This is a genomic window from Serratia sp. UGAL515B_01 (genome assembly GCF_033095805.1).
GTDB lineage: Bacteria > Pseudomonadota > Gammaproteobacteria > Enterobacterales > Enterobacteriaceae > Chania.
In genome coordinates, this window is sequence record NZ_CP109901.1 from 3,168,697 (window position 1) to 3,193,374 (window position 24,678).

Here is a 24,678-nt window from a genome sequence, read left to right on the forward strand (position 1 = left end):
CCCTTTATATAAGGAATACCGCGTTGGAGCACGTTTCGACAGGGACCCTCATTCTCATTTTGGTCATAATGATTGTGATATCGGCTTATTTTTCAGCTTCCGAAACCGGCATGATGGCGCTCAATCGCTACCGTCTCCGTCATTTGTCAAAACAAGGCAACCGAGGCGCACGCCGTGTGGAGAAGTTGATGCAAAAACCAGATCGGTTAATTGGCCTGGTACTGATCGGCAATAACCTGGTAAATATTTTGGCCTCCGCTCTGGCGACTATCGTTGGGATACGTCTGTATGGCGATATTGGCGTAGCGATTGCTACCGGTGTACTTACCTTTATCGTGCTGTTGTTTGCAGAAATATTACCGAAAACTTTTGCGGCACTCCATCCTGAACGCGTTGCGTTTCCCAGCAGTTTTCTACTGATACCCTTGCAGAAAATAATGTTCCCGTTTGTATGGGTCCTCAATAGCATCACTGCCCTGCTACTACGTGTTTTCGGTATCCATACTAATGTCCGTATCAGCGGCGCATTAAGCCAGGATGAGCTGCGAACCATTGTGAACGAATCCCAATCACAGATCTCACGCCGCAATCAAGACATGTTGATTTCGGTACTTGACCTGGAAAAAGTGACGGTAGACGACATCATGGTGCCGCGCAACGAGATCGTCGGTATTGATATCAACGCTGAGTGGAAGTCGATCATGCGCCAACTTACACATTCTCCACATGGTCGCATCGTGCTTTATCGTGACTCTCTGGATGACGCCATCGGTATGTTGCGAGTACGTGAAGCCTACCGTCTGATGACCGAGAAAAAAGAGTTCAACAAAGAGAATCTGCTGCGTGCTGCTGACGAAATCTACTTTGTACCGGAAGGTACCTCACTCAATGTGCAATTGATAAAATTCCAGCGTAACAAAGAAAAAGTTGGCATCGTAGTGGATGAATACGGAGATATCCAAGGCTTGGTCACGGTAGAAGATATCCTTGAAGAGATCGTGGGTGACTTTACAACCTCAATGTCACCAACGCTGGCAGAAGAGGTCAATCCACAGAGCGACGGTTCGGTATTGATCGACGGCACAGCCAACGTCCGTGAAGTGAATAAAGCATTCAACTGGACATTACCCGCCACTGAAGCTCGAACAGTCAACGGTATGATACTGGAAGAGCTGGAAGATATTCCAAGTACAGGGACGAGAGTGCGCATCAATCACTACGACATCGATATCATCGACGTGCAGGACAATATGATCAAACAGGTACGGGTCACGCCTATAAAGTCATTACAGGCTAGTTTGCAAAACCGTTAAGCCCGATACAAAAGAAAAAGACGCGAATATCGCGTCTTTATTGTTACTGAGCTTCGCATTGAAACCTGGCAGTGTCTCTTAATTGCAGGTAAATACCGCTGAAGGTCATTTACGTCGGACAAAGCGTGAAAACAACGTGGTGCGTACCAAATCTCTACAGTGCGCCCAGATTGCCACAGCTTGAAGGAACGCGCTTCCCATAGGCCGCCGCAACGTGAAATCACTTGGGTATAGCGCTATTTCGTCACAGCTGCGTAATTACTTCAAAAATTTTTCCGATTCAAGGAAACCTTTTGTAACCCAGTGAGTCTTAATGTAGGAAAGACGCGCATATTGTTATCATCATCCCTGCTATTAGAGATGCATATTTGGCCACATTGATGTGGCCTTTTTCTTTTTCAACTCCCGCCATTTTCCTTCAGGAATTCATCAAAGCTTAACGTATCGCTGGCCTCGATATCACGCTGACGCTGCCACGAATCTTTCTGTTCCTGTTCCAATTGCTCTTCGGTCAGAATTTCCAATGGACCTTCCATCAGCATCTTGCGGTATTGCTCGGCAAGTTCCAAGCCCACGCTGCCAGCACCTTCTGCTTTCATCATCTTAAGGATCCGGGCGGAAAACGTCAGCTCTGGATCGTCAAATGCTGCGACCAACTCATCACACACTTGTTGATACTGATGATTACCTGCATCGCTATCAAGCACTTCAGCAACCCGTTTTAAATCAGCAAACAGTGCTTTGCCGACCCTATCCAATGGTTCGCGGCTATCATCACAGCCGATACCGATAGTTTGACCTGGTTTTCGCCCTTCCAGGATCACGCGATTCCAATTTTTCCGAGTACAAAGCAGTTCATCACTACTCATTTCAGGCGCATCAGCCAGCACACACCATACCAAGAATAGGTCCAGGAAACGTGCCTGTACCGCATCCACACCAATCGGCGAGAACGGGTTAATATCCAACGAACGCACTTCAATATACTCAATCCCGCCCCGTAACAACGCATCTGACGGTGATTCACCGCTGTTGGTCACCCGTTTTGGCCGAATGGGGGCATAGAGTTCGTTTTCGATCTGCAACACGTTACTGTTCAGTTGCAGGTAGCGATCCCCCTCTTTCACGCTCAACTTGGCATACTCTTCCGAAGGCGTAGCAATAGCGCGTTTCAACCCTTTGACATAACTCTGTAAATCATTAAAAGTAATACCCAGATTGCTTTGTGATTTGTTGGTATAGCCAAGATCACTCAGGCGCAGCGAAGTAGCATAGGGTAGGTAACACATTCCCTGCTCGTTCCGCTCAAACGGCAACGATGTTTCTCTCCCTTTCAAGAAAGAAGAACAAATTGCCGGTGAGGCACCAAACAGATAGGGGATCACCCAACCAAAGCGATAATAGTTGCGGATCAGGCGGAAATACCCCGCAGAGATCTGCTCCTTACCACTTTCAGCGTCTTTAACGCCCGCCCATGCCTGCCAGAATTCCAAAGGCAAGGAGAAATTGTAATGCACACCCGAAATAGTCTGCATCAACGCGCCGTAACGGTTCTTTAGTCCTTCACGGTAAAGCGTTTTCATCCGGCCAATGTTAGATGTGCCAAACTGTGCCAGTTCAATATCCTGCTCACTCTCAATGAAGCATGGCATGCTTAGCGGCCACATGCGCTCATCATCGAGATTGCGCGTAACATGGCGATGTATGTCACGCAAAAACATCAGCAAGTGATCGATGTTGTCATCAACCGGCGTAATAAACTCTAAAAGCGCCTCGGCAAAGTCTGTAGTAATCCAATGATGCGTTAATGCGGCACCCAATTTTTTGGGGTGCCCCGTGCTGGCGAGCTTACCATCAGCGGTAACACGTAATGTTTCCCGCTCAATACCGCGCCTGATCCCTTTTAATGCATAAGGGTGAGCTTCCAACCAAGAAAGCGCTTGTGATACGTCCGGGATCAAATTGACCTCCCGCTTCTAAAAATCGATAACTCGTAAGCATACTGAATCTGCGTTCAAGTGAATATTAAGTTATATTCACTTGGCTATTGCCACCAGGCAAGTCCCTGCAGCGTCATCATCGTCAGTATGATGTAACGCAATGCCTTTCCAACACACAGAAACACTGCAACGGAGCCCCATGGCATACGCAACCAGCCTGCCAACACGCACAACAAATCGCCAATAACCGGCACCCAACTGAACAGCAGCGCAGCCGGGCCAAAACGTTTTAACCAACCAAGAGCCGTTTCCAATCCTCGTTGCGGTTTCAACGCCGGTAACAGGCGCCCGATAATAACATTGGTCAACCCACCTAGAGTATTTCCCAACGTTGCAGCCAGCACCAGCAAACCTGGTGAAACACTGCTTTTAGCCAACAGAGCAACCAACACGATTTCTGAATTGCCTGGTAAAAGTGTAGCACTGAGGAAACTACTACCAAATAACGACATGACTGCCAGCGTACTGATCACAGCTTTCGGACATCCACCACGGCCATATTGGCACGGATAGCAGCCTGAATGCCGAAGTCTGCATCTTCGAAAACTACGCAGTTTTCTGGCGCTACATTGATCAGTTCAGCACAGCGTAAGAAAGTGTCCGGTTCAGGCTTATGCCGTTGAACATCGTCAGCGCCGACAATCACATCAAAACATTGGAACAACCCTAAATGACGAAGCAGCCTTTCCGCCATACGGTGCTCACTCCCCGTTCCCACAGCCATAGGACGACGACCGTGATAAGACTTTACCACCTCAACCAGCGGTAATGGTCGGACACTGTCCAACAGCATTTCTTCAACCGCACGGGTTTTCTCAGCAGCAAGATAGTAAGGATCAAGATCGGTTTGATGTGAAGCAATGATCGCTTGGGCAATCCGCCAGGTTGGTGAACCGTTCAGAGACACTATGGCTGTTTCATCAAACTTCATGCCATAACGCGCCAGAACTTCATGCCACGCTTTGCGATGCGTCGGCTCGGTGTCCAGAATGGTGCCATCCATGTCGAAAATAAGACCTTGGTAGCGATCGTACATCGTTACTCCATGATCATTGAGGAAAGAGAGTCACTTTAACGTAAAGCTGGAAGGTTGTCGCTGTTCGAACAATGCGGAACATTACGAACTGAGGTGCAGTTTAAGGGATTTGAAAGCTACTCCACCACACAAAGCGGTTTTTCCGAGGATAGAGCACATAAATAATACAACTCACTACACACACTCTGCGAACCGTTGCTAAAGCAATGTCATCACACCAACTCCAGCTTAAAAGCGTTCATTTAATTGAAAAATAGATAGATTTATAACATCAATAATCTATTTTCATCCGGTATGGAAATTTAACGTTTGGTAACTATTTTTTCTGAGTTGTGACATAAATTGCATCAACCGAACCTATTTACTAGTACATATATTGGCGGCAATTAAAACGTAAATTCATCAATTCGAATGGGTTCAGGCTGTGTCCCTTAATTGCCTGTGGTGCGATCGTAGACCCCACAATCCGTTATCAGGGCGAAGGGCAAGATGCTCTTTGTACAAACCCGATAGAACTTTGGGTCCGTCCCCTCAAGGCTTGGGCCATTCGAACATATTACTGTATTGCTGACATGCAGCAATTAAGGAACACAGCCTAATAAGTAATCGCCTATTGGGAACAAACTATTGCAGTTCAAGTACAACACGTATTCCACACTTTTTCAGGACAACAAGACACATGTCGAATATCTCCAGTTCTTATAATCGTTTGCTTTCTTTAGATGTTCTAAGAGGTATGACAATCGCAGGAATGATTCTGGTCAATAACCCTGGCTCCTGGAGCTACGTTTATACTCCGCTCGGACATGCCTCTTGGCACGGGCTAACACCCACCGATCTGGTTTTCCCGTTCTTCATGTTCATTATGGGTATTTCTACTTATATTTCTTTGGAGAAAAGTAAGTTCTCCGCCAGCGCGCCGACCATAACCAAAATTTTAACCCGTACACTGGTTATCTTTATGATTGGATTGTTGATTGCATGGTTCGCCCTTTTTCTCAGGACATCCTACAAGCTTACCGCTGAAGGAGTTGAATTCTGGCAACGCATGGGGCCATCACTGTGGAATTTTGAACACATCCGTATTTTGGGCGTCATGCAACGATTGGCTATCTGTTACGCAGCCACGGCAATAATTGCACTCGTGGTCAACCACAAATACATCCCGCATATCATTATCACACTCCTGCTAGGATATTTTGCCATTTTGCTCGCGGGTAATGGGTTTGAACAAAGTGAGCAAAATATTATTTCGCGGCTCGACCAAGCCGTTCTCGGCGTTAATCATATGTACAAAGATGCCGGGCTGGCGATTGACCCTGAAGGCTTGCTAAGCACACTCCCGGCTATCGCCCATGTGCTGCTAGGTTTTTATTGCGGCAAAATACTCTCACGAACTAGGGATACTGCACAGAAAGTACAAGCATTATTTATTATCGGCACCAGCCTGACCTTCATTGGCTTTTTACTCAGCTACGGTTGCCCAATTAATAAAAAAATATGGTCACCCACTTTCGTCCTAGTGACTTGTGGTCTAGCTGCTTCTTTCCTGGCGTTACTCATGTGGATTATTGATATCAAGGGCAAGATAACCTGGTCTCGGCCTTTTGAAGCGTTAGGCATTAATCCGTTATTTATCTACGTCAATGCGGCCTTTCTTTCTTTACTGCTAAATACCATCCCGTTTGGCAACTACGATTCGTTAGTCACGATCCACCAATATATCTACGAAGGGGTGTTAAGGCCTGTGTTAGGTGACTATCCGAGTTCAGTGGTATACGCCCTGCTATTCCTCTACGTCAACTGTTCTATAAGTTCAATGCTTTACCGCAGACAAATCTATATCAAAATCTGACCGTTTCAATCAGCGTAGATTCGTATCATACAGCTAAATTAGCCATGTGAAATGATGACCGAAACAGAGCACACCATCGACATGGAAGGGGAAATACGGAGATCCCACCTTCGGCTGTTGCCAAGCGCTCTGTTTGGCTTAAACCTCCAATAGCTCTCCTCACTGCCGTAAAGCGAAAAACCCGCCTTAGCGGGTTTTTCTTAGATGGTGCATCCAGGAGGATTCGAACCTCCGACCGCTCGGTTCGTAGCCGAGTACTCTATCCAGCTGAGCTATGGATGCACGGGAATTTTTTGACACCATATGGTATTACTCTTACGGCTTTACCATATGGCTAGATATGGTGCATCCAGGAGGATTCGAACCTCCGACCGCTCGGTTCGTAGCCGAGTACTCTATCCAGCTGAGCTATGGATGCATGGGGATTTTTTGACACCACGTGGTGTTACTCTTACGCCTTTACCATATGGCTAGATATGGTGCATCCAGGAGGATTCGAACCTCCGACCGCTCGGTTCGTAGCCGAGTACTCTATCCAGCTGAGCTATGGATGCAAATGGCGGTGAGGCGGGGATTCGAACCCCGGATGCAGCTTTTGACCGCATACTCCCTTAGCAGGGGAGCGCCTTCAGCCTCTCGGCCACCTCACCATACGCTTCTTTCGAATTATGCCTTACATGCTTTAGAAAAGCTCATCGGCACTGCGTGGCGCACATATTACTTTCCCCGACTTATAAGTCAAACAATTTTTCCCAACTGACGTGCGTTTGCACAAATCACAGGCAACATGAGTAATTTAAAAACAAAAAAGAGGGACATCAACAAAGAACACAGCAGTGCCATACATATAAAGTTTCGAGGGAAGGGAGTGAGTGAGCTTTAGGAGTAACGGTGGGGTAGAGGTAAAAAGGGTATTAAGTACAGCAAAAGCACCTCGTTATACAACGAGGTGCTTCTTAGAAATCAGTAAGTCGTCTGTTGAGACTTCTCGGCTTGGATGCGCTGATAGATTTCTTCGCGGTGAACAGAGACTTCTTTTGGGGCATTAACACCAATACGAACCTGATTGCCTTTCACCCCAAGTACTGTGACCGTGACCTCATCGCCAATCATGAGGGTTTCACCAACTCGACGAGTCAGAATTAACATTCTTTGCTCCTTGAAAGATTATAAAGAGTCGGGTCTCTCAGTTTCCCCGCCATTATCCATGATATACAGTGAGAACATAAGCCAATACACCACAATATAAGGTATGCCAGCTTAGTATCACCCCAGATTAAAGATAAGTTTAGCTGACCAGAAAAACTTTGTTCCCGTAATTGTAACTGCATTGCATCAACAATGCATAAACACGCCATAATTAAGACCCAAGTTACTTCAAGTTGCAGATGAGCAGCAACTCGGTCAAAAACCAATCTGCCCAGCGCTTATGCTACCCAAAAGGATGAGCACCAAATTAAGGTTCATCATCCCTGTCACTTGCTAAACCAAATGACAGGTGAACAAGCACAACCGACACATCTGTAACTTGAGGAACAACGGATACTCAATGATTATGGCGTTCTAATGTGCCTATTTATTTTGTTTTAATAGTGCAGATGCCACCCAGGCTTCAACACTGTTCAATGCCGCAGGCAGGGCATCGATATCACTCCCCCCGGCCATTGCCATGTCCGGGCGACCACCACCCTTGCCACCAACCTGCTGCGCAATGGTACCAATCAGTTCACCAGCCTTAACCCGGTCTGTCAAATCTTTGGTAACACCAGCAATCAAGCTGACTTTATCTTCTTCTACCGTAGCCAAAACAATGATCGCAGACCCCAGTTGATTCTTGAGATCATCAACCATAGTGCGCAATATTTTTGGCTCAACGTTATCCAACTGGCTAACCAGCAATTTCACACCATTTACCAACTTGGCTTTACTCGATAGTGAAGCACTTTCCAACGCAGCTTGCTGATCTTTCAGCTGTTGTAGCTCTTTTTCAAGCGCGCGTGAGCGATCAAGTACTGCACGGACTTTATCGCTCAGGTTATTGTTGTCACCTTTTACCTGCTGGGCAATATCCTGTAGCAAATCGCTCTGTTGATGCAGGGCAACAATCGCAGCTTCCCCTGTTACCGCTTCAATTCGGCGGATACCCGCAGCAGTACCCGATTCACTCTGAATACGGAATAAGCCTATATCACCGGTACGACTGGCATGAGTACCACCACATAGCTCAGTTGAGAAATCTCCCATAGACAACACACGTACGTTATCGTCGTACTTTTCACCGAACAGTGCCATTGCCCCTTTCTCTTTCGCCTCGTCCAATGCCATCACGTCAGTCTGCACAGGGAGATTTCTACGGACCTGTTGGTTGACCAAATCCTCTACCGCACGGATTTGCTGTGGCTTCATCGCTTCAGAATGAGAGAAATCGAAGCGCAGGTATTTGTCGTTAACCAACGAACCTTTTTGTGATACGTGTTCGCCAAGAATCTGACGCAATGCGGCATGCAGCAAATGAGTTGCAGAGTGATTCAAGCGAATACGGTTTCGGCGAGAACTATCGATAACAGCATCGATATTGTCATTCAGTCTCAACGTACCAGCAGTCAGCTTACCCAAATGACCGATTGCCTGACCATACTTTTGCACATCACCAACTACAAACTCGATACCGGCAGCTTTCAGTATGCCCTTATCGCCAACCTGACCACCAGATTCTGCATAGAATGGCGTTTCGTCCAAAATCACCACACCCTCTTCACCGGCATGGATCTCCCCCACAGGCTGACCGTCGCGGAACAACGCTGTCACTTTAACCCGTTGCTCTTCACGGTCATAGCCGTTGAATTGGCTTACACCATCAACGCGGATCAGGTTATTATAGTCAGCACCAAAGCCGCTTGATTCACGCGCACGGCGTCGTTGAGCCTCCATCGCCTGTTCAAAACCCACTTCATCAACTTTCAGCCCACGCTCACGACAAACGTCTGCCGTAAGGTCCACAGGGAAACCATAGGTGTCATACAGACGGAATGCCGTTTCACCGTCAAGGGTATCTCCCTGTAATTTAGCCAGTTCATCATCCAGCAAAGCCAGACCGCGCTCCAGCGTACGTGCAAACTGCTCTTCTTCGGTTTTCAGTACTTGCTCAACCTGGGTTTGCAAGCGCTTCAACTCATCTGCAGCCGAACCCATTACTTCGATCAACGGAGCAACCAACTTATAGAAGAAGGTCTCCTGGGCTCCCAACATATTGCCATGCCTTATCGCACGGCGAATGATACGCCGCAGCACGTAGCCACGGTTTTCATTAGAAGGGATGACCCCATCAGCGATCAAAAATGCACATGAGCGAATATGGTCGGCAATAACGCGCAGTGATTTATTGCTCAGATCGGTTGCACCAGTCAGTTTAGCAATCGCAGCAATCAAGGTGTGGAAAAGATCAATTTCATAGTTGGAATTCACATGTTGCAGCACTGCAGCAATACGTTCCAACCCCATACCGGTATCTACTGAAGGTTTTGGTAGCGGTTGCATAGTCCCGTCAGACTGACGGTTGAACTGCATAAACACGATATTCCAAATTTCGATATAACGGTCACCATCTTCTTCTGGACTGCCTGGAGGCCCTCCCCAAAGGTGATCACCATGATCGTAAAAAATTTCTGTACAAGGACCACACGGGCCAGTATCTCCCATCTGCCAGAAGTTATCAGAAGCGAAAGGCGCGCCTTTGTTATCACCAATACGAATTATGCGCTCTGCAGGAATGCCAATCTGGTGCTGCCAGATATCGAAAGCTTCGTCATCGGTTTCATAAACGGTAACCCAAAGCTTCTCTTTCGGCAGGTTAAACCAGTTTTCGCCGGTCAAGAGTTCCCACGCATAGCTGATAGCCTCGGGCTTGAAGTAATCACCGAAACTGAAGTTGCCCAGCATTTCAAAGAAAGTATGGTGACGGGCGGTATAGCCAACATTTTCCAGGTCATTGTGCTTGCCACCGGCACGCACACAACGTTGTGAAGTGGTTGCACGCGAGTAGGCTCGCTTGTCCAGCCCCAGGAAAACGTCTTTAAATTGGTTCATGCCAGCATTGGTAAACAGCAATGTCGGATCATTGTTAGGCACCAAGGAGCTACTTGCTACAACCTGATGACCTTTACTATGAAAGAAATCGAGAAACGCTTGACGGATTTCAGCGGTGCTCTTGCTCATAATTTTCCCGGAAAGGCTAGAATAACGACCCGTGAGCAAGAGATGCGATATCTTGACGATATTACCTGCTCACGAACTCAAAGTGGGGATAAGATAAATTTTCTTCAAGGGGAAGTAAAACACCGAGTGCATTCATTGCGCAAAATCACGATAAATTGACTGAATTTCTTCCATAAAGAAACCGCGATAAAGCAGATAGCGTTGCAATTTCCCCTTCTCTCTCCATTCTTGAGGGGGTAACTCGCCAAATTTATGCCGCGCAACCTGCTTAGCCTGTTCGCACCAATCAATCCCACATTCAGCCAAAGCAACCTGTACCGTTTCTTTTTCAACGCCCTTTTGTAATAACTCCGAACGGATACGCTGTGCGCCGTAACCTTTGCGGCTGCGGCTGGCAATAAAACTATAGGCAAAGCGCAGGTCATCAAGCCAATTATGCTGGTAACAATAGGCTATCACCTGTTCAACAATGGCTGGATCAACGAACTTTGCGGAATTCTCTGCGGTAGGATTCGAGACAAACGGTGGCGCAGCCAGCTTGCGGCGCAGTTCTTCCTCACTATGGTCGCGTTGTGACAATAAGCGCATAGCACGGCTTAACAACGCATTTTGTTTATTGCCAGAAGACGGATCAACGGTTTGTTTCATAGATTAAAACCTGATGAACAGCATACGCACCATAGTGATGCGCATGCTCATCGGTAGAGATTAGAACTCTTCGCTGGTTTCAGCCTCGTGACCATCTAAATCCTCAACACTCACAGCAACCGCCTCACCATTACTGTGCAGCAGCAGGTCACGCAGTTTTTTATCCAATTCAGCCGCAATTGCAGGGTTTTCTTTCAGGAAATTACAGGCATTCGACTTCCCTTGACCTATCTTCTCACCGTTATAACTATACCAAGCACCGGCTTTCTCGATCATTTTGTGTTTCACGCCTAGATCGACAAGTTCGCCACGGCTGTTGATGCCTTCCCCGTAGAGAATTTGGAATTCAGCCTGTTTGAATGGCGCAGCAATCTTGTTTTTCACCACTTTCACACGGGTTTCACTACCAATTACCTCATCACCCTCTTTGATCGCACCAATACGGCGGATATCCAGACGCACCGAGGCGTAGAATTTCAACGCATTACCACCGGTCGTGGTTTCAGGGTTACCGAACATTACACCAATCTTCATACGGATCTGGTTGATGAAGATCAGCAAGGTGTTTGCGTTTTTCAGGTTGCCGGCAAGTTTACGCATTGCCTGGCTCATCATACGTGCCGCCAAGCCCATATGTGAGTCACCAATTTCGCCTTCGATTTCTGCTTTAGGCGTCAACGCCGCCACGGAGTCAACGATGATCACATCGACAGCCCCTGAGCGCGTCAGTGCATCGCAGATCTCTAGTGCCTGTTCACCGGTATCCGGCTGAGAACAGAGCAGGTTATCAATATCGACACCCAATTTCTTGGCATAGATGGGGTCAAGGGCATGCTCAGCATCGATAAACGCACAGGTTTTACCCTCACGCTGAGCCGCAGCAATAACCTGTAGGGTCAACGTCGTTTTACCGGAGGATTCTGGGCCATAAATCTCAACGATACGGCCCATTGGCAGGCCACCAGCCCCCAGGGCAATATCGAGCGATAACGAACCCGTGGAGATTGTTTCTACGTCCATGGAGCGGTCTTCACCCAGACGCATGATGGAGCCTTTGCCGAATTGCTTCTCAATTTGGCCCAGTGCTGCTGCTAACGCCTTTTGCTTGTTCTCATCAATAGCCATTTTTGCTCCTTCGTTTCGCAATGCCGGTGTCATCCCACACACTGCCGCTGAATGAATGCTATTCCCTTATCCACTTCATGTTGTAGCAGTGTCAGCTACATCTTGAAGTAGCGCGGGGATAGGTAGGAAATATCACCAATTATACTGTATGGTCATACAGTATCAAGCCTAATTTTATAAAAATACGTCCAGTGTGGTTTGCAGTGCAAAAATCGTTGCCTGCAAGCGTACCGCATCTCGATCGCCAGCAAAGTGCATCTTGCGCGTCAGCACTCTTCCGGAACGTGTAGCAAAACCAAACCAGACCGTACCTACAGGTTTATCTTCGCTACCACCATCAGGCCCCGCAATACCGCTAACCGAAATAGCTAGATCCGCATTGGCAGCCTTAAGCGCTCCAACTGCCATCTCGCGCACCACGTTTTCACTGACGGCACCGTGAGCAGATAGGGTCGTTTCAGCAACCCCTAATAATTCATGCTTTGCCGCGTTACTGTAGGTCACAAAACCACGTTCAAAATAGGCAGAGCTACCGGCAATATCGGTAATAGCCTTAGCAATTCCCCCGCCGGTACAAGACTCTGCGCAGGTGATCGATTGCCGGTTCACCTTCAATTTTTGCCCTACGGAAATACTGAGTTCACGTAGCATATTCGCCCCCATCACCTCTCCTTTTTTAATCAAGGTACACATACCCCGATAGTAGCATTTATCGGCGCTCGCGGACGGCAACCAACTGGAAATGTGCCATGCTTCGCATAGAGGAGTGTTTTACTTCCAAGTCTGAACTGCTACGGCAATAGAAGAAGATAGAAAACAGTCTGTACGGATATTCCCATTCCTGGCAATAGCACGCCTGAACCCCATTTTTAGGCGACAAAATCATTCAGAGCCCATCCCCACAGCAACAGAGGCAAATTAAGGATCTCTTTGGATAGAAACGCTTGCAGAGGAAACACGCTTCCACGTTGTGGGGGCAGATTCAGAAGAGAGTACAGGACTGAAAAAACTGTACTCTGCTGAAAACTCACTACGAAGCTGCGTTCTCGGGCTTGAACAAAGGGCTATCTGCCCTTCACCCTACGCCTTGATAACGGGCTTTTGGGTCTGTGACGGCACCACTGGCAATTGAGGAACACTGCCTAACGTCGTGCACGGCTAACCGCTTCCCCTAGTTGCCATACTGCCATGGAGTAATGAACACTATGGTTATAGCGGGTGATCGTATAGAAATTCGGTAGCCCGAACCAATATTGAAAGCGGTTACCCATATCCAAACGCAACAGACTGACCTGTTGATTACCGGCAAGCGGGCGTTGTGGTGTCAAACCTGCAACTGCCAAATTGGCAACCGAGTAACGGGTTTTAAAGCCAGTTTCTAGGCCAGTCGCTTGGCCATTGGCCTGGATCGCTATCGGAGCCCCTCGCGTCCAGCCATGGGCTTTAAAATAGTTCGCCACACTGCCGATGGCATCTACCGGATCCCACAGGTTGATATGACCATCACCGTTAAAATCAACAGCATAGTTCTTGAACGATGATGGCATAAACTGGCCATAGCCCATTGCACCTGCATAGGAACCCAGCAAGGACAGAGGATCATCCCCTTCTGCACGCGCCATCAGAAGGAAAGTTTCCAACTCCCCGCTAAAGTAATCGGCACGGCGCGGGTAGTTAAATGACAACGTTGCCAACGCATCTATAATGCGCGTTTTCCCCATCACCCGCCCCCAGCGGGTTTCAACCCCAATGATGCCAACAATGATTTCCGGTGGCACACCGTAAATCTGCGAGGCGCGGTGTAATGCCTCTTCATATTTGCTCCAGAACGCGACACCATTTTGCACATTATCAGGCGTCAAAAACTTACTGCGGTATCGAAGCCAAGCACCGTTTGGTCGAGTCGAGGGTTGCACCGCAGGCGCCTGTTTGTCCATCAGGCGGACTACCCAATCCAACTGTTTGGCCTGTGCCAGTACATCATGCAGTTGCTGACGTTCAAAGCCATGCTTCTGTACCATTTTATCGATAAACCTTGCCGTTGCTGGGTTATCGGCAAAATCCCCACTTAAAGGATGAACGGCATGTTCTGGTTCAAGCTGGAACCCAGTCTGCACCAGGCTGGGTTGTGGGGCTTGAGCGGTAGGTTCCGGCTCACTGCTGCAAGCAGCTAAAAAAGGGATCAGGGGTAAAAAAGAGACCAGATGGCGCATCAGAAATCCATATAAGCCAGACAAAGAGAATTGCCGCTATGTTAAGGCATTGTCTGACAGGAACAAACAGGAATATATATCTGCTGTTACTCGAAAATTGACCGCGAAATAATCCAGCAAAAAGGAAAAGGGCATATACACTTAAACTGCCAACATCAGGGTAAAATCTGTTTAACATAAAATATAGATATCATTCTTACCTGCAGTATCAACGGTAAGCCCTGAATAAACTACCTTCTCATCAGATAGCACTCAAGGAGTGACGTTATGAGTAAGTTACACTCTCAAGAACCAGCACGCCGTACCCTTTTGAAAAAAACAGCCGCTCTCTCTGTCCTTGCCGTGACAGGGATTGCCGGTTTCACTGCACCATCTGTCTCTTATGCTGCAGCGATGACCAAAGAAGAACGCGATAATATGACCCCAAACGACATCATAGAAAGCTTTAAGCAAGGCAATATGAGGTTTCGTGAAGGAAAAATGCACCAACATGACTATGTGGCTCAAAAACAAGCTAGCCAAGATGGGCAGTTCCCAGCCGCCGTTATTTTAAGCTGCATTGACTCGCGCGCTCCGGCAGAGATCCTACTGGATGTCGGCATTGGTGAAACCTTCAACAGTCGTGTGGCTGGCAATATCCAAAATGATGATATTTTGGGTAGTATGGAGTTTGCCTGTGCCGTCGCAGGGGCTAAAGTGGTATTGGTGATGGGGCATACTGGCTGCGGAGCCGTGAGAGGGGCTATTGATAACGCCCAACTGGGTAACCTGACAGGGCTACTCAACAAAATCAAACCGGCTATCGACAAAACCGATTATAAAGGTGAACGCGTAGGCAGTAACTATGACTTTGTTGATGCCGTTGCTAAAACCAACGTTGAAATGACAATAGAAGACATTCGTAAAAACAGCCCAGTTTTGAAGAAACTAGAAGAAGAAGGGAAAATAAAGATTGTCGGCAGTATGTACCATCTAACTGGTGGTAAAGTCGAATTTATCGCTTGAGAGTAGTCAACTTGTCCTAACACTGCCTGGGGCACCGCAATAAGCGGTGCCTCTTAGAATTGCCGTGGTAAGCCAACACACATGCAACTTGAAGTATGACACGTATATACCACATCAATAATCAATTACCGCACAAAAAAAGTAACAAATTGATTTATAAATAAAAAATACAAACTCCAATTTATATCCTGTTAACCAACCATAATTTTTTTCAGAACTACCTGAATAAAATCAGCTTCATGCCATACTTCAAACTGTAAGGCAGACCGCTCTCTTCTACACACTCAATATGCTCGGAGTTATTTATGACTAAAACAATTGTTGTCATAACTATTGCAACCGCACTTCTCAGTGGCTGTGCAGCGAACCAAACCTCTTCAGGTGATACCTTCACAGCAGCGCAAGCCAGGCAGGTACAAACCGTGACTTATGGAACATTAGTGTCAATCCGCCAGGTAACAATCCAGGGTGGTGATGGTACTAACGCAGCCGGAGCAATTGGTGGTGCAGTGGTTGGAGGATTTTTGGGCAATACCGTTGGCGGCGGCAGAGGTCGCAACTTGGCAACAGCAACAGGCGTTGTTGGCGGAGCAGTAGCAGGCCAGAGCATTCAAAGCTCAATGAACCGCAGTGCAGGTTTAGAGCTTGAGGTTCGGCGCGATGATGGAACTACCATTATTGTCGTACAGGCTCAGGGGTCCTCCCAGTTCCGTGCAGGACAACGCGTTGCTATTGCGACAAACGGAAGTACCGTAACCGTATCACCACGATAATACTTACGGATTTTTTAGGTTATTCGACGGTTAAGATCGACTTATCAAGGGGTCATTTTCTGGTGGTGTATAACACAGAGAGTCAGCCTTTCGGGATGATTACGAGTTTTCCGGCTCTTTAATTACAATAAGAAACGGAGTGAAGAACATATGTTTCTCAAATGGATAAAGCGTATTGCACTGTTAGTGATTTTATTAATCATTGGTGCATTAGGTATGCGTATTTACGATACGCAGAGTGGGCCATCCCTCCAGCTTTGGCACACATTCGTCCCCGATGAAATGCGTGCTGACGCAATAGATAAAGCCAGTTGGGCTGACTACTTGAAAGCCGAAAGAGCCATCTTCAACGAGGTCAAGCTAAATGTTACTGATAAGTTAGACAGCAGTGCACGGACGCCATTGAACCGTTATTATTCTGGTAGCCCTATCTACCCGGAAAAATTCTCTACCGACTGGAACCGCTCCTATATGATGATGCCGCAAGGTAAACCGAAAGGCGCGGTGGTGTTATTACATGGTTTGACTGATACCCCTTACAGCCTGCGTCACATTGCTGATAGCTATCGGCGATACGGCTACGTAGCGGTTGGTATTCGTCTACCAGCACACGGCACCGTGCCAGGAGCATTAACAAATGTGAAGTGGCAGGACTGGCTGGCAGCTACCCGTTTGGCTGTACGCCAGGCAAGAAGCCTAGCCGGTAATGACGTGCCATTGCACATCGTTGGTTTTTCCAACGGTGGGGCATTAGCAATGAAATATACTCTGGATGCGTTGGATGATCCCAAGCTGGCAAAACCAGAGCGTGTCGTACTGATTTCACCGATGATTGGTGTCACAAGCTTTGCCCGTTTTGCTGGCGTTGCTGGTTGGCCAGCGATTTTCCCGGCATTTGCCAAGGCGGCATGGCTGGGCATTGTACCGGAGTTCAATCCGTTCAAATACAATTCGTTCCCAGTGAATGCGGCACGTCAGTCGTTCCAACTCACTCAGGTATTGCAAAAACAAATTGCTACCGATTCACGTAACCAAAAGATCAAGGAATTACCGCCGATCTTGACGTTCCAATCAGTAATGGATTCCACCGTCAGTACCCGTGCGGTTATTACCGCCCTGTATAACCACCTACCGGCCAACGGTAGTGAAGTGGTGTTGTTTGATTTGAACCAGGCGGTAAGTTTCGGGCCACTGCTCAGAACCGCTTCCTATACCGCATTACCAAGGCTACTACCGCCTCCACCGCGTAACTACAAGGCCACGATTGTCACTAATGTGACACCAGAAACCACTGATACGCTAGCGCGTACTACGGCTGCAGGGCAAACGGCAGAAACAACCGAAATGCTCGGTATCACCTATTTGCCAGATATCTTTTCGCTGTCTCACGTTGCGTTACCCTTCCCATTGAGTGATTCTCTCTATGGGCGTTACCCGCAGCCACGGAATCAATATGGTATCAGTCTGGGTACCTTTGCCGCGCGTGGTGAACGTTCAGTGCTAGTCGTCGGGCTGGATTCGCTAATGCGCCTCTCTTCCAACCCGTTTTTCCCCTATATGCTTAGACGCATTGATGAGAACATTGGTCCCGTGCCGAAATAACTGTTGTAGTCACGCAGTAGCTGATTAATGCAGGCATGTTAGTACTCCCCCAGTCTACGGGTTTAGCCCGTTTCTGGGGGAAATCAACTTCTACTCCTGAAGCTCACTCTGTGTGTGTGCCATGTCAGTGCGATTCAAATCGCTTCCAGACTGGTTTCTCGCTCCATTGCCGCCAACATTTGTTCAAAGATAGTCTACACTTGGGATTGAAACACATACCATTTGTCTAAGATTCTAGCCAATGAGTTTTGGTCGTTTCATTTGCCAGAATTAAAAAATTCTCAGTTCGCGAGGTGTTAAATGCTCCATGTTGATATTCCAAGCCGTGAAGAGTATTCCTATCTAGCTGATGTACGTTCTGATGCCTGCATCTCCATTTACCTCCAAACCTCGCCTATTCGCCAGCAACTTAAGGGTAGCAAAATTCAGTTTGGTAACTTTATCAAGGAAGCACTGCAGCAGGTTGTGGAGAGAGGCCTGGACAAGCGCCGAGTTGCTCTATTAGAAGAGGAATTGCACTCAGTACTGGAAGACGAGTCATTTTGGGATTTGCATGCACACAGTCTAGCAGTCTTAGTGACTCCAGACAGTATTCGTACTTACCGGCTAGCCAACAAACTCGCCAATCGACTTGATGTTGGCGATCGTTTCTATCTTAAGCCCTTGTTACGCGCATTAACCTTTCCCCATTCGGCTTATATTCTCGCGCTTTCCGAAAATCAGACACGGTTGATCGAATTCTTTGCTGATGCGCCAGCAGAAGAAGTCACCGTATCCGGTATGCCAGCGCGAATGAAAGATGCAATGGGAGACGCGGCGTTAAACGATCATCATCATGGTGCGGTACACCATAAAGTTCGTCTGGCGCAGTATACACGTCAAATTGATCAGGCATTGCGCCCGCTATTTGCCAGGCATGACTCACCATTAATTCTTGTCAGTACCGAACCGTTAGCTTCCATCTACCGTTCAACCAACACTCTCCCCAATCTGGCTGAAGAAACGTTATTCAGCAATGCCGAGCATCTTGGTGTCTCTGAATTGGTCACTCTTGTAAGGCCATTAATGGATAATTACTACCAGGCACAGTTGAACACTTTAAAATTACGCTTTGATGCACGAGCAGGAGAACGCCGTGTCACTCAGGATCTTTCAGACGCGGCAAGGGCTGCAACTTTCGGTGCGATTGATTTGTTGTTGATTAATCTCGATAGTACCCTCAACGGAACTATTGATGAGAATGGTGTGCTCACCTTTGCTGGCGGCGAAGATGAAGCAAATTATGGTTTGATTGATGAGATAGCCAAACGAGCAATTGCTACCGGTGCCAGAGTATTGGCAGTGCGCAATGATGACTTGCCTTCAGGAGCTGACCTTAACGCCATATTGCGTTACCCACTGTAAAGATTTTCAGCGTAGCCTAGCAACAAGATTGTGGAGCAATGACAGCAACGGAGCGATAAGCCAGTCAGCCACGCTCAAAGGCAAACCTCAGGAATGAGGCTAACTCCCCCAGAGGCTGGATGGGATCTGTGACTGGGGGATGTCAAATTATTTTGACTATTAGGAGCTTCAATGACAAACCATTTACTGACTTTATGGGATATATTGGCGACAACATTCTCAATCTTTTTCTTTGTGGCTTATCTATTTATCTTGTTCCAGGTAGTCTCTGACCTTTTCCGTGATCACGAACTCAGCGGTTTATTTAAGGCAGTCTGGATTATATTCTTGCTTTTCATTCCTCTGCTCACTTCACTCGTCTATCTTATTACGCGAGGTAAGGGTATGGCTGAACGCCATCGTGCACAGGTACAAAAGTCAGTCTCCGCAACTAACGCGTACATTCGCGAAGTTGCCGGTAAATCTCCAGCAGATCAGATTGCTGATGCCAAGAAACTATGGGATGACGGAGTGATTACCGAGAGTGAATACTTGCAACTCAAGGCAAAAGCATTAGCCTGATACCCTAATCAGGTTTCAGCCAAAGAGATTAAAAAAGGACACCAAAAAACGGTGTCCTCTGTCATTACAGTTTAAAAGAGGTTGCTTCTAGCCTGATATCATAGGTATCAGCCGTTACATACGTCTCACTTGCCAGTACAACTTGGCCAGCCATGGTAGGTTTCCATGCCGTCAGCCAGCGTGTTCCGTTGATCATCTGCTTGCCAGGAAAATCAATTTTCAGGATAACAAGATTACGGGGATTGTTTACCCCGTTAATAATGACGCCGTCATTACCCGCAGGCAGATAATTTCCCGCCCAGGCAACCGCAACAGCATCCTGGTTATTCGAGCTACTGGCCTGGAACTTAGCAAACAATGTACCAGCCGCCGTAAAACCTGCCGCCTTGTTGTCAAAGCTGATTATGTCCATTTTCACAATATTATTTTCGGTAATCTCTAAATTTGCAGATGCCGAGGTGATACTGTTAAAAGAACTTTCTGCTTGTACAGTAAACGCTGTTAATGCAACACCTGCTACAAGTAATGATGCTAACTTCGATGCAGTTGTCATTCGGTTACTCCCTGTCAGAATGATGCCTAAACAGCATCATTCTGATAACATCAGATAACAATTTACAATGAGCCTCAACGGGTTCAAACATAAATCCCATTCAGACCATGTATATTGCTTTACAGGGTGTAAGAAGCGGCATCCAGTGTAATAGCGTAGGTACCAGCTTTGACATCTAGAGGAGTCGCCAATACTACGTGACCATCGATACGTGACTTATTATTAGAATACCACTCAGTATCTTTTACATGCTTCAACTCAGGTGCAACCAGTTTTAGCGGCAAAATGTTTTTAGGATCCGTTTTACTAGGAATCCCAATTATATCTACTCCACCAATGTTAAAGTTAGCGTGGGCACCGTTCCCCCAACGAACAGCAACAAAACCATTAGAGCTAGAGGTACTTGCCAGGAAAGATGCTAGCGGAGTATTCTCTTTTAGCTGACCTGATCCCAAGCCAGCCAGAGGAGTTATATTCATTAATACCACAGTTTTTTCGACCACGTTAATCTCTGCGGAACCACTGGTAATATTAGTGAAATCTGCACTACTGGCAGCAGCAGAGAAAAGCGCGGCACTCATCACGGCGGCAATACTGATTTTTGAATTCAATTTCATTTTCATTTCCTTTAAATTAAATATTTATTAAGTTAAAAAATCACACATTAAAAACTGCAAATAAAAAATTAATGATCTTCACCTCCTTATTCACCCAATGAATATTAACAGCCTATCTATAGGCGTAAAAACCTCAACCTAGTGCGTTAGCCAATTACGAAAAATAAAGGCTGTCAGCTTCTACATAACGCCGAGATTACATACAGTCCTGCCTCATTCTTTTTTTCTGGCAGTACATACTCAGCTTTACAACTCTCTTTTGCCCACCGAACGTTTAATATGCCTTTCGCAGAAAGCCCAGAGATATAAAGCTGCCCGTCCTCACCAACGATACTTGATGTCACTATTTCACTTTCCAATTGTGCCAATGCGCCAAAAGGAACAACCGCTCCGTTGGTCTGCTTAAGCTGGATTAACCCTCTGCCACCAGTACGAGTGACAAATTTAGCAGAAACTATTGCCCCCTCTGTAGGCACAACAGAGACATCAGAAACCAGCACTTCCGTCTCATCAGACAAAAAGGCTGGGTTGAGCGTTAGAATATTGTCCTGATAGGGATTTAAATAAGAGACCGCAGCATAGCCACGAAAGTCCGTTTTTATTCCAGGCCAATTTCCTACAGGAACATTTGTCGCACCTGGCGCTTCTATCAGTGCGACGGTTTCCCCTAAAGGTTGGCCGAAGGTAAAACCGTGACGATGGGCAATAAGGCTACCATCAATCTCAGCACCTGCCTGACGCATCTCGGCACTGTACTGATAGTTACCCGATACCTGGCCGTAACCACCGTACCAAGTCATAAAAAGTGACCTGTCAGTATTAGTACTTTTAGATTCCCTGTTTTGAGTCACACTTTGGCGCATATCCCAGTACAACTGATGATCAACAGCCTGGCCGTTAAGGCCCAGTATTGTGCTACGTCTATTATCAGATAACGATGTTTGCAGCGTCATGTTAGCCGGTGTTTTTAACCAATTTCCGAGAGGAATAGAAACCCACAAGCTGCTTAACTTATCCGTTTGGGTTATGTTATTTTCCCTTATACTTTTATTCAGTGAAAAATTAAGTGACACGTTAGCTCTAAAAAAATTAAACGAATAACCTGCGCTAATTGAGCTATCATGTGCAGCATTATAATAATTATTTTTCAACATACTGAAGTTGAAATACCCATATTTTGACAATGGCTGACTCAACGTCAATGCAGTCATGGATTTTTTTGCTTTTGTTTTCCCTGCGATATTTAATAAATTATTTTTTTGATTCATAAATTCATTAAATGAAGCAACACCTTTATTAGTATAAGTATTATAACTGGCAGACAGGCTGGTATTCGATGATAAAATCATCTTGTTGTATCTTAAACGCCAAATACGACCCGTTTCTCTATTCCTGTCTGATACCTCTGCGCGGGTTTGCATCACATCTATTGAAAGCGCCCCCATCAGACCGAGGGACATCCCCAAACCTGACGCCAAAGCCGCGTAGCCTTGAGCAAATTGCCCACCGCCATAGGCAGTCAGATCCCAAGGCAAACCATACATCATAGTTGCCTGAACAATTTTTTCTTTGGCTTCTGCAGCCTGCGATGAGCGGTAGCGGCCCAGCATAACGTTGTATTTAAGATAGCCTTGCCGCAAGGCTATCGCAGGCTTCTGGTAAGGCACAGAAAATACTTGTGGTTTACCATCCGTTTCCCATACCGTCACCTGGAGATTTCCACCGAAATCATAGGAGTTAATATCCGTTAAGGAAAAAGGCCCTGGCGCCACCGTCGCATTATAAATGACGAAACCATTTTGCCTAACCTCTACTCGGGCTAACGTCCTGGCAATCCCCTGTATCACAGGACCATAATCTCTCTGATCTGCAGGAACCATACTATCATCGGAACCCAGCATCACACCACGAAAGGGCAAACTATCAAAAATATTATCAGGCGTAGTTTTGTCACCAAGGGTTAACTTGTTTTTTGACTTATAAAACCCTCGCTCTGCATAGGTATACAAGTTCTGCCATTGCGAACTTCCGTTACTTAGACGTTGCCAGTTCACCTGGTTACGCAAGCGCCATGATCCAATGTTGATACCTGGATTCAATTGTAAATAACTTGAGGTGTTGGATTGCCCCAGATTGTGAAGCTCTACCCGATTAGTATTGGCTCGATAATTAAGTAACAAAGCCGGGATCCCATCATCCCATTGTTCTACTGGCGCTAAACCGTGCGATTCAGAATAAAGCGCTATTTGAGGAATACTCAAATACAACTGCTGATTATTAAAATCAAATGTCGCGTTAGCATTCGGAATAGCCGATAGATCGGCACAAGCTGAATCAGCCTCACCCTGCCCCGTGGAATGATTTAAATCAGGGTAATCATCAGTTTTGATACGATAACTGCTGAGTAGCTTGGTTGAAATACAGGGCTGCAAGCTTACCTGATTATCATTCCCTCGGGCTTGTTTAAAATACATTTCTCGGGTATCTCTTTTTTCACCATTAACTAAAATATCTACGGTATAAATACCAGGTAGCTGCCCCCCTTCGCTGAGTAATGATAAATCAACATCCTTATAGCTCTCGCCCAATGCGCTGACATCAAAATCGTAGTCCTTACAATTACCCTGAATTAAGAAAAGCATAGCTACAGTCAATACGACGAGCTGTTTATTATCCATAAAATAAATTTGTAAAAATAAGCAGTTTTATTGTATTTTTTTCTCGAAGGTTTTCGTTTTTCCACCGTAATCCGTTATGGCTTGCCAAGCAACCCTTTCCCCACTAGCCCCCTGCGGAAGCGCAAACTCATGGCTGGAGAAAGGAGCGATATAATCCATATCGGGTAACTCTTTCCCACCAATTTTTATTGATGCAATACTTATATAGAAAGGCGAAGGATTCTGGGCAACAATCACATTCCCCTTGCGCTGCCATTTCAACGAGGCGTAACCTTCATCGATATCGCCTTTAATTTTTTGCGGTCTTACAAATAATTTAATGCAATTGTTAACACTAATTTTAACGTTCAGTTGAGCAATATCATCGTTACTTTTTGTTTGTCCCCTCTGAGCCCAGACATCATCTTCTTTAGGTGGTATTCCTGCAATACAAAGCCAATGTAAAGTCTCTTTGTTTTCTGGAAAACTACCGCCGGTTTGTATCACTCTCAAACTATTGGTTTGTTTTGCATCCAAGCGAAATAACGGTGGTGTAACAATAAAAGGTGCCGCTGTTTTCTTATCTTCCTTTACGACAGTTGATCTAACTAAAATAGGGTAATCCTGAGGATTATTAACACTGAACGTGACATTCTTTGCTCCAGAAAGATAGACTATTCTTGACGTATTCAATTCGACAGAAAATGATTTAGTTTTCGTTTCAATATTGGCTTTAGCATAAGCATTGATACTGAATAAAAAAGCCAATGCTATCGCTACGTAATTTACAGATCCGAGATGTTTTGACATTAAAATCTCCATATAGACTATCTTCAGATAAACATTCTAAGTAAAAAAACACAGATAGATAAAACGTCCAATGTTATCCGCATAATAAATTGCATTATTACTATAATCAAGCTTATGTATAAAAATATTTCATATAAAGCATTTAAGTACTTTTTAGTTACAATGAATAATTAACGCAACCTGATAGTTAATTAGGTAAATCATTTTCATTATTTACCAATGCGGCACACTCCATTTTCTTAAGTCACTGATATAAAATGGTTTTTTATAAAAATAAATTGAAATATGATT

General features: G+C 46.1%; 20 protein-coding genes and 4 tRNA genes. 7 read left to right on the forward strand and 17 right to left on the reverse strand.

Annotated elements, in window-relative coordinates; genetic code table 11:
- Nucleotides 1-23: 23 nt before the first annotated feature.
- Nucleotides 24-1,313: an HlyC/CorC family transporter gene (locus OK023_RS14295; protein ID WP_317693364.1), complete on the forward strand. Its 1,290-nt coding sequence runs from the start codon at nt 24-26 to the stop codon at nt 1,311-1,313.
- Between the two features lie 398 nt (nt 1,314-1,711).
- On the opposite strand, the gene gshA is transcribed toward OK023_RS14295, so the two are convergent.
- From gshA to yqaB, 3 genes are all read right to left on the reverse strand, one after another.
- Nucleotides 1,712-3,274, reverse strand: coding sequence for a glutamate--cysteine ligase (gshA, locus tag OK023_RS14300; RefSeq protein ID WP_317693365.1), 1,563 nt, complete (start codon nt 3,272-3,274; stop codon nt 1,712-1,714).
- An 83-nt stretch (nt 3,275-3,357) separates the two neighbouring features.
- Entirely contained in the window at nt 3,358-3,786 is a 429-nt protein-coding gene (locus OK023_RS14305; RefSeq protein WP_317693366.1) for a YqaA family protein, read from the reverse strand.
- A complete protein-coding gene (gene yqaB, locus OK023_RS14310; RefSeq protein ID WP_317693367.1) occupies nt 3,783-4,349 on the reverse strand; it encodes a fructose-1-phosphate/6-phosphogluconate phosphatase in 567 nt (188 codons plus the stop codon). The genes OK023_RS14305 and yqaB overlap by 4 nt, the downstream gene beginning before the upstream one ends.
- A gap of 679 nt (nt 4,350-5,028) precedes the next feature.
- Between yqaB and OK023_RS14315 the strand changes: the two genes are divergently transcribed.
- Nucleotides 5,029-6,204, forward strand: coding sequence for an acyltransferase family protein (locus OK023_RS14315; protein WP_317693368.1), 1,176 nt, complete (start codon nt 5,029-5,031; stop codon nt 6,202-6,204).
- Nucleotides 6,205-6,409: 205 nt separating this feature from the next.
- Here the strand turns inward: OK023_RS14315 and OK023_RS14320 are convergent.
- The 10 genes from OK023_RS14320 to mltB all read right to left on the reverse strand — a co-directional run bounded on the left by OK023_RS14320 (nt 6,410) and on the right by mltB (nt 14,405).
- Nucleotides 6,410-6,486 (reverse strand) — tRNA-Arg (locus OK023_RS14320).
- Nucleotides 6,487-6,545: 59 nt separating this feature from the next.
- Nucleotides 6,546-6,622, reverse strand: a tRNA-Arg gene (locus OK023_RS14325).
- 59 nt (nt 6,623-6,681) lie between these two features.
- A tRNA-Arg gene (locus OK023_RS14330) sits at nt 6,682-6,758 on the reverse strand.
- A 3-nt stretch (nt 6,759-6,761) separates the two neighbouring features.
- Nucleotides 6,762-6,854: transfer RNA gene (locus OK023_RS14335), tRNA-Ser, on the reverse strand.
- Between the two features lie 313 nt (nt 6,855-7,167).
- The gene (csrA, locus tag OK023_RS14340) at nt 7,168-7,353 is read right to left on the reverse strand and encodes a carbon storage regulator CsrA (RefSeq protein WP_004091602.1); all 186 of its coding nucleotides are present in this window, start codon (nt 7,351-7,353) and stop codon (nt 7,168-7,170) included.
- 423 nt (nt 7,354-7,776) lie between these two features.
- On the reverse strand, nt 7,777-10,419 hold the full coding sequence (gene alaS / locus OK023_RS14345) for an alanine--tRNA ligase (protein ID WP_317693369.1): 2,643 nt from the start codon (nt 10,417-10,419) through the stop codon (nt 7,777-7,779).
- Nucleotides 10,420-10,551: 132 nt separating this feature from the next.
- Nucleotides 10,552-11,067: a regulatory protein RecX gene (locus OK023_RS14350; protein ID WP_317693370.1), complete on the reverse strand. Its 516-nt coding sequence runs from the start codon at nt 11,065-11,067 to the stop codon at nt 10,552-10,554.
- A 60-nt stretch (nt 11,068-11,127) separates the two neighbouring features.
- Nucleotides 11,128-12,192: a recombinase RecA gene (gene recA / locus OK023_RS14355; protein ID WP_317693371.1), complete on the reverse strand. Its 1,065-nt coding sequence runs from the start codon at nt 12,190-12,192 to the stop codon at nt 11,128-11,130.
- A 174-nt stretch (nt 12,193-12,366) separates the two neighbouring features.
- Entirely contained in the window at nt 12,367-12,855 is a 489-nt protein-coding gene (gene pncC, locus OK023_RS14360) for a nicotinamide-nucleotide amidase (RefSeq protein ID WP_317693372.1), read from the reverse strand.
- A gap of 479 nt (nt 12,856-13,334) precedes the next feature.
- Entirely contained in the window at nt 13,335-14,405 is a 1,071-nt protein-coding gene (gene mltB, locus OK023_RS14365; protein ID WP_317693373.1) for a lytic murein transglycosylase B, read from the reverse strand.
- A gap of 267 nt (nt 14,406-14,672) precedes the next feature.
- On the opposite strand from mltB, the gene OK023_RS14370 reads away from it, so the two are divergent.
- The 5 genes from OK023_RS14370 (at nt 14,673) to OK023_RS14390 (ending at nt 19,750) form a co-directional block, all read left to right on the forward strand.
- Nucleotides 14,673-15,410, forward strand: coding sequence for a carbonic anhydrase family protein (locus tag OK023_RS14370; RefSeq protein WP_317693374.1), 738 nt, complete (start codon nt 14,673-14,675; stop codon nt 15,408-15,410).
- A gap of 305 nt (nt 15,411-15,715) precedes the next feature.
- Nucleotides 15,716-16,183, forward strand: coding sequence for a glycine zipper 2TM domain-containing protein (locus OK023_RS14375; protein ID WP_317693375.1), 468 nt, complete (start codon nt 15,716-15,718; stop codon nt 16,181-16,183).
- A 150-nt stretch (nt 16,184-16,333) separates the two neighbouring features.
- On the forward strand, nt 16,334-17,785 hold the full coding sequence (locus OK023_RS14380) for an alpha/beta hydrolase (RefSeq protein WP_317693376.1): 1,452 nt from the start codon (nt 16,334-16,336) through the stop codon (nt 17,783-17,785).
- Between the two features lie 300 nt (nt 17,786-18,085).
- The gene (locus tag OK023_RS14385; protein ID WP_317693377.1) at nt 18,086-19,189 is read left to right on the forward strand and encodes a hypothetical protein; all 1,104 of its coding nucleotides are present in this window, start codon (nt 18,086-18,088) and stop codon (nt 19,187-19,189) included.
- A 171-nt stretch (nt 19,190-19,360) separates the two neighbouring features.
- Nucleotides 19,361-19,750 carry an SHOCT domain-containing protein gene (locus tag OK023_RS14390; protein ID WP_317693378.1) on the forward strand — a complete coding sequence of 130 codons (390 nt, stop codon included), beginning with the start codon at nt 19,361-19,363 and terminating at the stop codon, nt 19,748-19,750.
- A gap of 64 nt (nt 19,751-19,814) precedes the next feature.
- On the opposite strand, the gene OK023_RS14395 is transcribed toward OK023_RS14390, so the two are convergent.
- The 4 genes from OK023_RS14395 to OK023_RS14410 form a co-directional block, all read right to left on the reverse strand.
- Nucleotides 19,815-20,303, reverse strand: coding sequence for a hypothetical protein (locus OK023_RS14395; protein WP_317693379.1), 489 nt, complete (start codon nt 20,301-20,303; stop codon nt 19,815-19,817).
- Between the two features lie 119 nt (nt 20,304-20,422).
- A complete protein-coding gene (locus OK023_RS14400) occupies nt 20,423-20,920 on the reverse strand; it encodes a hypothetical protein (RefSeq protein WP_317693380.1) in 498 nt (165 codons plus the stop codon).
- Between the two features lie 173 nt (nt 20,921-21,093).
- Complete coding sequence (locus OK023_RS14405; protein WP_317693381.1) at nt 21,094-23,598, reverse strand: fimbria/pilus outer membrane usher protein; 2,505 nt, start codon at nt 23,596-23,598, stop codon at nt 21,094-21,096.
- A gap of 27 nt (nt 23,599-23,625) precedes the next feature.
- On the reverse strand, nt 23,626-24,387 hold the full coding sequence (locus tag OK023_RS14410) for a fimbria/pilus periplasmic chaperone (RefSeq protein ID WP_317693382.1): 762 nt from the start codon (nt 24,385-24,387) through the stop codon (nt 23,626-23,628).
- Between the last annotated feature and the right edge of the window lie 291 nt (nt 24,388-24,678).